The organism is Roseibium sp. MMSF_3247 (assembly GCF_030733765.1).
Classification (GTDB): Bacteria; Pseudomonadota; Alphaproteobacteria; order Rhizobiales; family Stappiaceae; genus Roseibium.
This window is the reverse complement of the sequence record NZ_JASHII010000005.1, coordinates 52478-65756: the sequence shown is the minus strand read 5'-3', so window position 1 is coordinate 65756 and position 13279 is coordinate 52478. Positions and strand designations below refer to the sequence as shown.

14 protein-coding genes are annotated in these 13279 nt (G+C 55.8%); 10 read left to right on the top strand and 4 right to left on the bottom strand.

Annotated features, from left to right (window positions below; translation table 11 throughout):
• Positions 1-155 precede the first annotated feature (155 nt).
• Entirely contained in the window at positions 156-422 is a 267-nt protein-coding gene (locus RBB44_RS16975; RefSeq protein ID WP_306148831.1) for an accessory factor UbiK family protein, read from the bottom strand.
• A gap of 149 nt (positions 423-571) precedes the next feature.
• Between RBB44_RS16975 and lgt the strand changes: the two genes are divergently transcribed.
• From lgt to RBB44_RS16950, 5 genes are all read left to right on the top strand, one after another.
• Complete coding sequence (lgt, locus tag RBB44_RS16970; protein ID WP_306148830.1) at positions 572-1465, top strand: prolipoprotein diacylglyceryl transferase; 894 nt, start codon at positions 572-574, stop codon at positions 1463-1465.
• On the top strand, positions 1462-2550 hold the full coding sequence (locus tag RBB44_RS16965) for a class I SAM-dependent methyltransferase (protein ID WP_306148829.1): 1089 nt from the start codon (positions 1462-1464) through the stop codon (positions 2548-2550). Before lgt ends, RBB44_RS16965 begins: the two co-directional genes overlap by 4 nt.
• Positions 2551-2592: 42 nt before the next feature.
• Entirely contained in the window at positions 2593-3360 is a 768-nt protein-coding gene (pgeF, locus tag RBB44_RS16960) for a peptidoglycan editing factor PgeF (RefSeq protein ID WP_306148828.1), read from the top strand.
• 227 nt (positions 3361-3587) lie between these two features.
• Positions 3588-4109, top strand: coding sequence for a hypothetical protein (locus RBB44_RS16955; RefSeq protein ID WP_306148827.1), 522 nt, complete (start codon positions 3588-3590; stop codon positions 4107-4109).
• Positions 4110-4352: 243 nt separating this feature from the next.
• Positions 4353-5285: a ribose-phosphate pyrophosphokinase gene (locus tag RBB44_RS16950; RefSeq protein WP_133946006.1), complete on the top strand. Its 933-nt coding sequence runs from the start codon at positions 4353-4355 to the stop codon at positions 5283-5285.
• 69 nt (positions 5286-5354) lie between these two features.
• Here the strand turns inward: RBB44_RS16950 and RBB44_RS16945 are convergent, their stop codons facing one another.
• Entirely contained in the window at positions 5355-6113 is a 759-nt protein-coding gene (locus RBB44_RS16945) for a hypothetical protein (RefSeq protein ID WP_306148826.1), read from the bottom strand.
• Positions 6114-6201: 88 nt separating this feature from the next.
• Between RBB44_RS16945 and RBB44_RS16940 the strand changes: the two genes are divergently transcribed.
• Positions 6202-6762, top strand: a complete 561-nt coding sequence (locus tag RBB44_RS16940; RefSeq protein ID WP_306148825.1) for a MarR family winged helix-turn-helix transcriptional regulator — start codon at positions 6202-6204, stop codon at positions 6760-6762.
• 9 nt (positions 6763-6771) lie between these two features.
• Complete coding sequence (locus RBB44_RS16935) at positions 6772-7458, top strand: MOSC domain-containing protein (RefSeq protein ID WP_306148824.1); 687 nt, start codon at positions 6772-6774, stop codon at positions 7456-7458.
• Between the two features lie 21 nt (positions 7459-7479).
• Here RBB44_RS16935 and RBB44_RS16930 read toward each other — a convergent pair whose 3' ends face one another.
• Complete coding sequence (locus RBB44_RS16930) at positions 7480-9606, bottom strand: methyl-accepting chemotaxis protein (RefSeq protein WP_306148823.1); 2127 nt, start codon at positions 9604-9606, stop codon at positions 7480-7482.
• A gap of 54 nt (positions 9607-9660) precedes the next feature.
• A complete protein-coding gene (locus tag RBB44_RS16925) occupies positions 9661-10230 on the bottom strand; it encodes a PDC sensor domain-containing protein (protein WP_306148822.1) in 570 nt (189 codons plus the stop codon).
• A gap of 365 nt (positions 10231-10595) precedes the next feature.
• On the opposite strand from RBB44_RS16925, the gene RBB44_RS16920 reads away from it, so the two are divergent.
• The 3 genes from RBB44_RS16920 (at position 10596) to RBB44_RS16910 (ending at position 13194) form a co-directional block, all read left to right on the top strand.
• The gene (locus RBB44_RS16920; protein WP_133945991.1) at positions 10596-11219 is read left to right on the top strand and encodes a 50S ribosomal protein L25/general stress protein Ctc; all 624 of its coding nucleotides are present in this window, start codon (positions 10596-10598) and stop codon (positions 11217-11219) included.
• A 117-nt stretch (positions 11220-11336) separates the two neighbouring features.
• Positions 11337-12083 (top strand): aminoacyl-tRNA hydrolase, encoded by a 747-nt coding sequence (gene pth, locus RBB44_RS16915; protein WP_306148821.1) that lies wholly within the window; start codon positions 11337-11339, stop codon positions 12081-12083.
• A 94-nt stretch (positions 12084-12177) separates the two neighbouring features.
• Positions 12178-13194, top strand: coding sequence for a ribonuclease T (locus RBB44_RS16910; RefSeq protein WP_306148820.1), 1017 nt, complete (start codon positions 12178-12180; stop codon positions 13192-13194).
• Positions 13195-13279: the final 85 nt, after the last annotated feature.

The window sequence follows — 13279 nt, the reverse complement described above, 5'->3', positions numbered from 1 at the left end:
ACCAATTTCGAGCAGAAAGCCGAAACTTGTGGACGAGTGAGCAGAAAGTTTAGCCTTCCTGCCCAAAAACACTGCAATTCCGCCGAGTTTGACTGTTACATCACTGACATCATTGATTAACAGAAATCGGCCGATAACGCTGATAAAGCGACCGCTTAGCTCTTTTCGGAGGCCTTTTCACCGGCTCCTTCGAGTACTGCGAGTCTTTCTTCCAGTTCATCAAGACGATCAAGAGCGCGGACGGCCATCTCTTTCACCGCTTCATGCTCTTCACGCGACACCAGATCCATGTCGGAAAGAAAACGTTCCGCCTGGGCGCGAAATGCAGTCTCGACCTCGCGGCGCGCGCCTTGGGCAACACCGGCAGCATCGGTCATCAGCTTTGCGAAATCATCCAGCAGGCGATTTGGGCCTTGGGTCATGCCCTGCTCCTTTCAAGCATTAAATGTCTACCCGACAGGTATGAGGGTTTAAGGTGAACTTCAAGCGCTTAGATCAGTGAACATCTGCCAATACGAACGATATATCAGTTCGTACCCCAAAGACGTGATGCACGGTGGCTTGACGCCCGATGCGAGATCGCGCATGCGTTGCCCACATCGGCATTTACTCCGAAACCGAGGGTCCCAGCTTGCCACCGCTTCTCGCCATTCCGTTTCCAGCGATTGATCCCGTTATCGTCGAAATCGGTCCGTTTGCCCTGCGCTGGTATGCGTTGGCCTACATCGTCGGCATTGTTTTGGCATGGCGGTACATGAGAGCCCTTGCGCTCAACGATACTCTCTGGGGACCAAGGAACCGTCCAACCCCGGTCGATCTGGATGACTTTGTGCTCTGGGGGACACTGGGCATTATCCTGGGCGGACGTCTTGGATATGTCCTGTTCTACAATCCCGCTTATTACCTCGCAAACCCGGGGGAAGTTCTGGCGATCTGGTCAGGTGGCATGTCGTTTCATGGCGGCTTTGCCGGAACGGTTATTGCCATGATGCTGTTTGCCTGGAAACGCGGGCTCTCATTGTGGACCCTGTTCGATCTTGCCGGCTGCGCGGCGCCCATCGGCATATTCTTCGGCCGGATGGCGAATTTCATCAACGGTGAGCTTTGGGGACGGCCGACAGATGTCCCATGGGCTGTTGTCTTTCCAAACGCCGGACCTGAACCGCGCCACCCGAGCCAGCTTTACGAAGCCGCCCTGGAAGGCGTGATCCTGTTCCTGGTGCTCCGCCTTTTGAGCCATCGCTTCAAATTGCTGCAGCGGCCAGGCTTCCTAGCCGGCGCTTTCGCCTGTGGCTACGGCGTGGGACGATCCATCGTCGAGCTCTATCGGGTCCCCGATGCCCACATCGGATATTTGAGCGGGTTCCTGACGATGGGAATGCTCTTGTCACTCCCGATGATCCTTGCGGGGATCGCGTTAATGGTCTGGTCCGCCAAACGAACTCCGCAGGCAGCTGATAAGTGAGCGCACTCAAAGAGAAGCTTCGCCAACAGATCGCATCAGAAGGTCCTATTTCTGTTGCAACCTACATGGCGCGCTGCCTCGGTGATCCGGAGCATGGGTATTATACCACCCGGGAGCCGTTTGGACGAACAGGCGACTTCATAACGGCTCCGGAAGTTAATCAGATGTTTGGCGAACTCATCGGTGCAGTCTGCCTGAAAGCTTATGAAACGCTGGGCGCTCCGAGCGACTTCCAGCTGGTGGAGCTCGGCCCGGGCCGCGGCACGCTCATGGCCGACTTTCTCCGTGTGGCATCTCATCGGCCAGAGTTCCTGGAGGCAGCCACACTCAATCTCGTTGAGATGAGTCCGAGGTTGCGGCGGGTTCAATCGCAAACACTTCAGAACACACAGCTTCAGCCCAATTTCCGGAACACGTTTCAGGATGTACCGGACGGCCCCGTAATCGTGATTGCAAACGAGTTTTTTGATGCGCTCCCGATCCACCAGTTCGTCAAGACACCGAATGGTTGGAACGAACGCATGGTCGGACTTGATGCGTCTGGGAAACTGGAGTTTGGCGTGGGCCCTGCACAGCTGCCAGCTGACGCTATTCCCCCTGCCGCAATGAAAGCTCCGGAGGGGAGCATTTTGGAGACGCAGCCTGCGGCCAATGCAGTCGCAGAGGAAATTGCGACGCGTATTGCGGAACATGGCGGCTTTGCTCTGTTCATTGACTACGGTTACGCCCAAACGGCACCAGGCGATACGCTGCAAGCCCTCTACCGGCATGCTTATGATGATGTTTTGGCCCACCCTGGCGAGGCAGATCTCACAGCGCATGTGAATTTCGAGGCACTCGCAACTGCTGCAAGGAGAGCGGGTGCAGTACCGCTTCCCCTCCTCACTCAAGGCACATTTTTGCTTCAGTCAGGACTTTTGGAACGCGCGGGCGCTCTTGGTGCCGGAAAAACACCGGCAGATCAGGATACCATCCGGGATGCGGTCGAACGGCTTGCCGCTCCGGACAAGATGGGCGATCTTTTTAAAGTTCTCGCGATTGCACCTGAGGGCCAAGTCTTTGCCCCTTTCGAACCGGCGAGTTAGAAGCGCCTGCAAGACCTTGCGGTGATACACCATGGAGACCGAATGAAAATCGAGGCGAACGAGCTCAATTGCAATGGGATCACGCACGGCTTCTTCACGCGCAACGGCGGTGTATCCGGTGGCCTTTACGAGAGCTTGAACATTGGTCTCGGCTCTGATGACGAACGGCCTCTGGTTCTTGAAAACCGGAAACGGGTTGCCGAGACATTCGGCATCGCGCCGGAGCACCTTGTCTCGCCTTACCAGATCCATTCTCCAGATGTGATCACGGTCGAAGGCCCTTGGGCAGAAGGTGCAGATCGCAAAGCTGATGCGCTTGTAACAAAAACCCCGAACGTGGCTCTCGGGGTAGCAACTGCGGACTGCGGACCGATTCTCTTTGCCGATCCGGAGGCCAAAGTTGTTGGTGCAGCCCATTCCGGCTGGAAGGGGGCGATCTCAGGCGTCATGGAAAACACTGTTGCGGCCATGGAAGATCTTGGCGCGAGCAAGCACAACATCCGCGCTGTACTCGGACCGACGATTTCACAGAATTCCTATGAGGTTGGACAGGAGTTCTTCGAACGGTTTGCAGATACGTCGCAAGCGAATGAGACATATTTCAAACCGTCATCGCGCGCGGAACATCACATGTTCGATCTACCTGCGTTCATTACAGATTGTCTAAAGAACCTCGGCCTTGCAAAGGTCACGTCAATCGACGTCTGTACATATGTGGACGAGGACCGCTTTTTTTCTTATCGACGAACAACGCATCGCAAGGAACCGGATTACGGGCGCCAAATCAGTGCCATTATGATCCGTGCATAACGAAAAATGAGGTTAGCATCGGGTCGCTTTTGCACCAGAACTGTTGGCCTGCTACCCAATTCGCCGCGAATAAGGCCGGATTGGCGGTTAGCTGCACCGGTTCTGCACCAAGCCTCTCGACCTACCGGACAAGTCGGGCTAAACCAGAAACCAAATCGGGGTGGGGTTCGGCAAGTGCCGGAATCTGGCCCAAACGCCATGTGAGAGAATTCAGGCCAGCCATCTAAATGCCCCATAAAACCGAATTCGCGATTCTCCGGATCCTCAAAGTTATCGGAGGGCTGCTTCTGGTAGGTGGCCTAGCTGCCTGCCAAGGCGCAAATCCTCCTCCAGCTGCGATCAACACGACGCCGGTCGCGCCGAGCTTCATCCAACCCATTGATGAACAACAGGGCACGACGTTTGCCTTCGAGCCGTTTACCGGCGCCCCGGGCAACATTGCCGATGAGCTTTCCAATGAAATTGGTCAACAGGCTGCCCTGCGCGGCCTTAAGCTTGTGCGGCGAGTCGGTGCTGACGCGACCTACCGGGTGAACGGATATCTCGCAGCGACGGGCCAACCTAGCAAAGGTACGGTATTTTACGTTTTCGACATCGTTGACCGATCAGGGCGCCGCTTGAAACGGATTTCGGGTGCTGAGGAAACCGGAGGCTCTACTGGCGATCCCTGGACTGGGGCAACGTCCACGGTTCTGACCCGCATCGCAGAACGTTCTGTGGTTGAAATTTCCGCCTGGCTCAACCGATAAGGTCAACTTTAACCGGATAAATCAAAACCGGCGTCATAAAAACTAAAAAAACCGCACCTGACACCCTCAGCGCGGTTGTCGTCTGTCCGGTTGGTTGTTACAACGCCGCCGCCTGCCGAAGGTTTTCCCCCAAGAAGGCTTTGGGCAATCGGCACCTTGAACGACCTAACGCCCCAACCGCGTGTTTGCTTGGCCCCTCTTGGCCCTACAAACCCGGCTCCGCACCAGAAGGACTTGCGGCTTATGAAGATCGTCGCGGGCAATTCCAACCGAGCCCTGGCCGAGGAAATCTCCCAATACTTGGATGTTCCATTGGCCAAATGTCAGGTCCGGCGCTTCGCCGACCAGGAAATCTTCGTCGAAATCCAGGAAAATGTGCGCGGTGAGGACGTCTTTGTCGTCCAGCCGACCAGCTACCCGGCCAATGACCACCTTATGGAGCTGCTCATCATTATTGATGCACTGCGCCGGTCATCTGCCCGCAGAATCACTGCTGTTATTCCTTACTTCGGATATGCCCGCCAGGACCGCCGCGCCTCCGGCCGGACACCCGTCTCGGCCAAGCTTGTTGCGAATTTGATCACGGAAGCCGGTGCTGACCGCGTACTGACACTGGATCTGCACGCCGGCCAAATCCAGGGTTTCTTCGATATTCCGACGGACAACCTGTTCGCCGCACCGGTCATGACCCGCGACATCAAGGAGCGCTATGCGACCGACAATGTCATGGTCGTCTCGCCGGATGTCGGTGGCGTGGTTCGTGCCCGCGCGCTTGCAAAGCGCATCGAGGCTCCGCTGTCCATCGTCGACAAACGCCGCGACAAGCCTGGAGAATCGGAAGTCATGAACATCATTGGTGATGTGAATGGCTACGATTGCATTCTGGTGGACGACATCGTCGACAGTGGGGGCACGCTCTGCAATGCAGCGGATGCGCTGCTTGCCAAAGGCGCAAAGTCAGTCACCGCCTATATCACCCACGGCGTTTTGTCCGGCGGTGCTGTTGCACGCGTAACCTCCTCCAAGCTGAAGGAACTGGTGATCACCAACTCCATCGAGCCGACGGCTGCTATCACTGCCGCGCCGAACATTCGCGCGATCTCGATTGCTCCGTTGATGGGGGAAGCAATCAACCGGACAGCCTTGGAAAAATCGGTTTCCAGTCTGTTCAACTGATTGGTCTGATAGACTTTTTGAAAGCGCCGGTTTGCCGGCGCTTTTTTGTTTGAGTGAAACCATCTGCGATCAGTTGAGCTTGCCCGGCAGACTGAGGTCTCCAGAAGCCACATCGAATACGTCGACGACGCACAGCAGCGGAGCGTGGATGTTCTGATTGACGCGCAAAGCCGACGTCACCCCGTCGTAAGACATCCCATCAGCTACTGACGGATCATCAAAACTGACATTGATCGTGATTTCTTCACTTTTGAGCACCGGGGAGAAACCTGGGCTGTCGATGTAAATCGGCAATCCCGGCCAGGTCGCTGGCATTTTGGGCGAGGCCCCATCCGGGATATCCTTCACCGACAAAGCTCCTGCCCCACAGGCTTCGTTGGGCGTTAAAACAACCCAGTGCGAGTGCCATTTGGCGCCGTCGTTTGTGAGATCTCCGTCCCCATCTTCATCAAAGAGCGGTGTGTCATCAAAATCCGGGTGAGACGTTGCAACAAGTGCCAGGATCCCGTCTTCGCTTTCAAAGCCGACAGCGTCCGGCTTCAATGAGGTCGGCCAAACATAGGCCTCAACCGGAGCCCCGGCGAGTTGACCGGCCGGTTCAGGCGTCGTGGCCCCAGCGGTTCCCTTCAGCGTCATGTGAAAGGTCACAGTGCGTCCGGAGCGATGCACGTGGGCTGCCAGAATATCGTAGTTCTGGTCTATTTCGGCGTTTTCCGGCGACAGCACTGCGCCCTCTTGGTGAATTGCATGATCGCTGTGTGACCCGCCTGCCAGGGCGGCAACCGGCAGGGCAGCCAGGACAAGACTTCCAGCTAGTGTCTTCAACATGGGTGTTCTCCTTTTGAAAAAAGACGCCCCTTCGATAATAGCGAGTCGATACTATTGCAAGTTTAATTTCGACTCGCTATAAAAAAATATGACCAACGATCGCGACCACACCCGATTTATCTCAGATCTGATTGACCGCCTCGGCAGGCTGAACGCGGCCGAAGAATGGAATGGACCGCTCAACCCGTCACAATTCGCTGCACTTTCGTATCTCGCTCGGGCAAACAGGTTTTCGCGGGCGCCGTCTCACGTAGCCGACTACCTGGCAACCACCAGAGGCACAGCGTCGCAAACCTTGAAAGCACTGGCCCGGAAAGAGCTGATTGGCGAGTCGCGACTTGAAGAAGACAAGCGCAGCATTCGTTATGACGTGACAGATGACGGGCACGCTTTGCTGGCCGCGCAATCTGCAATGTCAGCCGCCATTTCGGCTCTTGAGGCGACGAACGCTGAAGCGCTAAAGGACGGGCTGACAGCGTTGGTTATGAAGCTACTGGAACAGCGCGGTGCAAAGTCCTTCGGTCTTTGCAAAGAGTGTAGCCACCATCAATCAACGGATGCTGGCGGGTACTGCAACCTTCTGGACGTTCCGTTGAAGCCGCAGGAAGCTGAACAGATTTGCCATGAGCACACCCCTACCACAGGATGACTCTTAAAGATGACAACCGCACAGATCTTGGGCGTATATGCCGGAAAACCTGAGGACAGATGGGACGGGAAAGCACCCTCTGCAATCCGTAAGTCTCTGATTCAGGGAGCTGTTCAGCTTACAGAAACCGGGATTGTGGAAGACCAGCAGGCGGATCTTGCGGTCCATGGCGGTCCTGAGAAAGCGCTGCACCACTATCCTTCGGAACACTACGCCGCTTGGGCTGAGCTCTTTGGCATTTCCCCGTTCGCATACGAACCCGGGACATTTGGGGAAAACATATCATCGTCCGGTTTCACCGAAGCAGACCTTTGTATTGGCGATGTTTTTGCCGTCGGCTCAGCCCGTCTCCAAATCTGCCAGGGCCGCCAGCCGTGCTGGAAGCTTAACATGCACACCCAGAACCCTGCCCTTGCGGCGCATTTTCAGAAAACTGGCAAAACGGGCTGGTACCACCGGGTTTTGGAAACCGGCATTTTCGAAGCAGGCGACAGTATGACCTTGATCGAGCGGCCCTGCCCGGATTGGAACCTGAAAGACGTGATCTTTGCCCGGTTCAACCCGAAACTGGAAAGCAGTACGGCGTCCACGCTTGCCAACCTGGCCGTACTTGCCGAACCATGGCGGGCCGCCTTCGCAAAGAAGGTCGACCCTGATTTTGTAGAAGATACGTCACGCCGACTGCCCGGAAGCTAGGCGGGATCGCTCCGGCAACCCTTAAGCAGCTTCAACGGCTTTGAGGAACCGGTCCACCGTCCCGCGGAGGTCTTCGGTTTTGTCGGCTACATCATTAGACGCCCGCAAAACATCGCCAGCGGAGGAGCTGGTCATCTGCGACTTTTCGCTGATTGCCACCATCGACCCCGCGACCGACCGCGTTCCTTGAGCAGCCTCTTGGACATTCGCAGAAATCTCGGTTGTCGCCTGTCCCTGTTCCTGAACCGCCGACGCGATGTTTCCGGTGTAATTGTCGACGGTAGCCATGGTTTCCGCGATCGTACCGATCGCCGAAACGGCTTCCTTTGTTGCCGCCTGGACTTCAGACACCTGCGCCTCAATCTGCTCGGTCGCCTTGGCCGTCTGTGTCGCCAATTCCTTGACTTCGGACGCAACAACCGCGAAGCCTCGGCCCGCCTCTCCGGCACGTGCAGCCTCAATCGTTGCATTGAGAGCCAGAAGGTTGGTCTGCTCGGCAATATCAGAGATCAGGTTCACAACATCGCCGATGTTCTGGGCAAGCTGCGCCAGCCCGCCAATCCGCTCGTTGGTTTCCTGAGCAGATCCGAGTGCAGCCCGGATAATCTCCGTGGTGCTGTCAACTTGCCGGCCAATCTCCTGAATGGACGCGGACAGCTCTTCAGAGGCGGACGCCACGGTCTGGACATTTGCAGACGCCTGCTCGGAGGCCGCTGACGCGTTTGTCGCCTCGCCGGATGTTTCATCCGCAATGCCGTTGAGGCCCTCGGCGGCCGCCTGCATTTGATTGTTGTTGTGAACAACCGTATCAAGCATTTGCTCGACTTCATCGCGGAAAGTTTCAATCAAGGAACTGACCCGATGAGCTTGTTCTTGTTGTGCTTGCTGGTTGGCATTTTGCTCTGCCTCCAACCGCTCACGCTCCAACGCATTCTCCCGGAAAACGGCGACTGTGTCGGCAATTTCCTTGATCTCATCGTCGGAGGTCTGCTTGGGGACATTGACCGCTGTATCGCCTTTGGCCAGAGCGCCCATGACACCCGCCAACCCATTGATCCGGCGGGACAACTGCACCGACACCCAAAGGCCGAGCAGCCCGGCACCAAGTGCGCAAACCACAGCGATGACCACCGTCCAGTTCCGCAGCTTCGCCAGCGGGGCGAGGACTTCAGCCGCGCTCTGCACTACGACAAGAGCATAGTTTTTGCCGAGATATTCAAACGGTACGGCTGCCGCGAATGATTCCTGTCCTTGCAGATCGTCCAAAACCTGGAACTCCGGCGCGCCGCCAAGTGCATTGAGAATAGGACTGCCCTGGAGCAGATCGCTCGTCACTTCATCGACATCGGGGGTTCGAACACTGTCGTTTTGAATGATCCCGTCAGCGTTGACCAAAAACACATTCCCAGTCTCACCAAGGCCTGCATACTTGCCAAGCATGTTGCTCACGCGGGAGACAGCGGTCTCATAAATGGCGACACCGATGACCTTTGACCCGACCGAAATCGGTACTGACATAAAACCAACAGGCTTGTCGTTGGGTCCAGGATAGCGCTCTACATCGAAAACATGCGCCTGGTCCGGAGCACCTGCAATGGCCGCCTCGAACGCCTTGGCTGCTGCCGTGCCGGTCCATTCGGCTGACTTCAGATTTTGAGCAAAATCAGCCTTTTTCTGAACGCTGTAGACAACATCGCCGTCCAAATTGATCAATAGGATCTCGTCGAAGCTGTTGGATTCGGCGAACGCCCGCATTGCAGGATGATGCTTGGTATGCGCCCGGTCGTATGGCTTGCGGCCAGCCTTCACAAGATCTGCACGTTGATCCGCAGGATGCGGATTGTCCGTGACATACACCTTGGTAAGGGTTGCCTGCGCCTTGTCGCCGTACTTCGCCCAGTTTTTATCAAAGTCGGAATAGGCAGCCCGTAAGCCTTTGCCTGATGCATGATCTGTCACAAGAGCCTGTTTAGAGGACAGATAATCTGTCAGGGCGTCCTTGCGGCTTTCAGCGAGGCCCATAAGCTTTTCTTTAGCCAGATCCCGGACAGATTGTGCTCCGGACATGTAGCTCGCAATACCGACACCTGCCGAACAGAACAATGCAATCCCGACCATGATGGCGGGAAGTTTCTGAGAGACTTTCAAAGGCTTTGCTCCGCAAAGAACGTGGGCAAGGTTTCCACCTTGCCCGTTGAAATATTAAAGATTTTCGACGTTCACGCCGAACGTGACGGCACCGATAGGCTCACCACTATCCGGATCAACAACCGGTACACTGACCTGGCTCTGCAGAAGCTGAGTGCTCTCATCTTCTTCAAGATCACTGATGTGCACGGAGCCCGAACCCGCGCCGTAGGTCTCTTGCCATTTGGCTTCATCGCCTTGCCAATAGTCAGAGGTCACATCGCTCTGACCAACATTGAGACCCTTGGCATCCATCACAAAGATTTCGGTAAAGAGACCATCGCTGCCATCTTGCAGATCGGCCAAATATCCGGACAGATCGTTTTCAAGCACGGCATCGATCATCGGCTGATCAACTGCTTCTGCTTCAGCGCGCCAGGTTTTGTCGAGCTCATCGATCTTGGCCTGATCATGACCGGCAGTTTGCGTGTTCTGTGCCTTTACGGCCGCAATCACTTCAGAAGAGGACGCGATTTCGGCAATTTGGCCGTTCGCCAGCTCTTCCAGCTCAGCCCTAAACTCATTCGCGTTAGCGGCACCGGTTGCAAGGAGTACAAATACCGCGGACTTCAAAAACGTTTTCATGGATCGCTCTCCGTTGAGTTCCGTAACGACATTCAACGCGGCAGATCTTAATCACATATGTATAGTCGCTTATGTTTACTGATTGAATTACTATTACATTCAACCAATGAGTTGCATTACAAAACCAATAATCTAAATAACTCAAACAACACTCGATGGTTGATAATTTTTACTTTTGAGAACTAGCAGATTTGACGATAATCGCGCACCTATCGGGGCAGCTTGCTTTTCCAAAGGGTTTCAGCTATATCGCGCTCGCGCCTGCACCCCTGGAGGAGGCGCTCGTAGGACCGATCCCGGACAACTGATCGAACACTCGGTGACCCTGTTCGCCGGTCCGTTACATATACCTATAGGAGTTTGCCATGGCTTCCAGCTATGAGCTGAAGGCGTCGGCACGGGACCGTGTGGGCAAGGGGGCCGCACGAGCACTGCGTCGCGAAGGCCTTCTACCTGCCGTGATCTACGGCGACAAGAAACCGGCTCTGCCGATCACCATTCCGGTGAAAGAAACCACCCTCACCCTGCACAAGGGCGGTTTCCTGATCAACATCGGAACCATCGACATCGACGGTGAAAAGCACCAGGTCATCGCCAAGGACTTCCAGCTGCACCCAGTGCGCGACGATGTTCTTCACGTTGATTTCCTGCGCGTATCCGGCAACACGACCCTGACGGTCGATATTCCGGTGACCTTCATCAACGAAGAGACCTGCCCGGGCCTGAAAAAAGGCGGCATGCTGAACGTGGTTCGTCACACTGTCGAGCTGATCGTTCCGGCGAATGCCATCCCGGAAACACTGGTCTTCGACCTTGCGAAAGTCGAAATCGGCGACACGCTGCACATATCGGCAACCACCCTGCCGGAAGGCGCGCAGCCGACCATTACCGACCGTGACTTCACCGTCGCAACACTTGCTGCTCCTGGCGGCGGTGTACAGGACGACGAAGAAGAAGCCGAAGGTGGTGAAGAAGAGACAAGCGAATAAGCTTGATCCTTCGATAAATTTGCAGAAGACGGCATCGTCTTCTGCACTTTGGGCAGCCGATTTCGGCTGCCTTTTCGTTTCAGCACCCTGATTTCAAAGAACGCGCAGAGACAGATCATGAAACTGATTGTCGGCCTTGGAAATCCCGGCGGAAAATACGCCCATAACCGCCACAACATTGGTTTCATGGCGCTTGATGAGATCCACCGCCGCAATTCCGGTTTCCAACCCTGGCGCGCCCGTTTTCAGGGTCAGGTCTCTGAGGGGCGTCTGGGCAGCGAAAAGGTGCTGTTGCTCAAGCCCTCCACCTACATGAACGAATCCGGCCGCGCAGTCGGCGAAGCCATGCGCTTTTTCAAGATCGAGCCGGAAGACATAGTCGTCATTTATGATGAACTGGATCTCCCGCCTGCCAAATTCCGGATGAAGAAGGGCGGTGGTCATGGCGGTCACAACGGTCTGCGGTCAATATCGGCGCATATTGGTCAGGAGTACCGGCGTTTGCGGCTTGGAATCGGTCATCCGGGCGACAAAAAACTCGTCTCCAACTATGTCCTAGGCGACTTCTCCAAGGCGGACCAAGACTGGCTGGACCCGCTGCTTGCAGAAATTGCTGATCAGGCTGGCCTTTTGGCAGAAGCAAAAGACAGCCAGTTTGCCAACAAGATGACATTGGCGCTCGAACCGGAAAAAGCTCAGCGCGGCAACAAGGCGGCCTCCCAGAAGCCGGACAAGCCCTCCAAGCCAAAACAGCAGAGCCATATTCGCCAGGCCCGGCAGAATAAACCCGCCGCGAACTTGCCCAAGTCAGGCCCGATGGCAGACATGCTGAAAAAGCTTCTGGGTGGTGGCGACAAAACATAGAATACAATTAGAGATTTTAGATCACACAACCGCACGTCATATTGTGGTAACCTGCATCAGGATAATGGCCCCAAGCTTGATAAAAGGGGAAATCATGCGCCAGGTTGTTCTTGCAAGCGTTGTTCTGGGGCTCACACTCACGCCCGCGGCTGCCTTCAAGAAACTTGAAGGCTATTTCATCGCCGAACAAACCTGCGAAGCCTACCAAAGCAAGAACAGGCAGACCAATCCCGGCAACGTCTTGACGTCTCCGCGGATTGCCTACGACATCAGGGGCATCAACAAACAAGGCGGCGATTATTTCCAGATCCTGGTTGATGATGCTCCGGTGACGCAGCTCCGCTGGGTCAGCACATCTTGCGGTGTGCATGTGGTGGATGCCGGCACGGTGACCGTCGATCCAGTCGTCGACCCTGGCATCACGCCTGTTACAAGCGGACAGGAATCCACAGACAATCTGCTGACGCTCAGCTGGCAGCCTGCTTTTTGTGAGATCCGCCCCGGCAAACAGGAGTGCCAGGATCTGAATTCAGGAAATCTGCCGCACACAACCCGTCAACTGTCCATCCATGGGCTCTGGCCGCAACCGAAAGGTAACGACTATTGCGGTGTGCCGGCCTCTGTTCGAAACCTCGACAAACCGGGCAACTGGCACCTCCTCCCCGCCCCTGAGATTGACACCGAAACGGCCGACGCACTCGCCGCGGCCATGCCCGGTTTTGCGAGCTTCCTGCATTATCACGAGTGGATCAAACACGGCACCTGCTACTTCGGCGCCGGCGGCGCGGACGAGTACTACGACGACACCCTCTATCTGACTGGCCTCGTAAACGATTCAGCCGTCGGCGACGTGTTCTTCAACAATGTCGGCCGCGAGGTTTCCGGCGCACAAATTCGGGCCACCTTTGATGCTGCCTTCGGCGTCGGCACAGGCGCACGGGTCCTGATCAAGTGTACCAACGATGGCGGCCGAACTTTGATCAACGAGATTTGGCTTAGCCTGAAAGGCCAGATCACCCCAACTTCGGATCTGGGCGAACTTATGCTCGCCGCAAATGAGATCGGGATGGGCTGCACTGGCGGACTGATCGATCCAACCGGTCTGCAATAAACGAACAAGGCTTCAATCCGGCGGGTTAAAAGCGGACCTGAGAGAACAAACCCACAATACGCACTCCAAGCTGGTCCCTACTTCA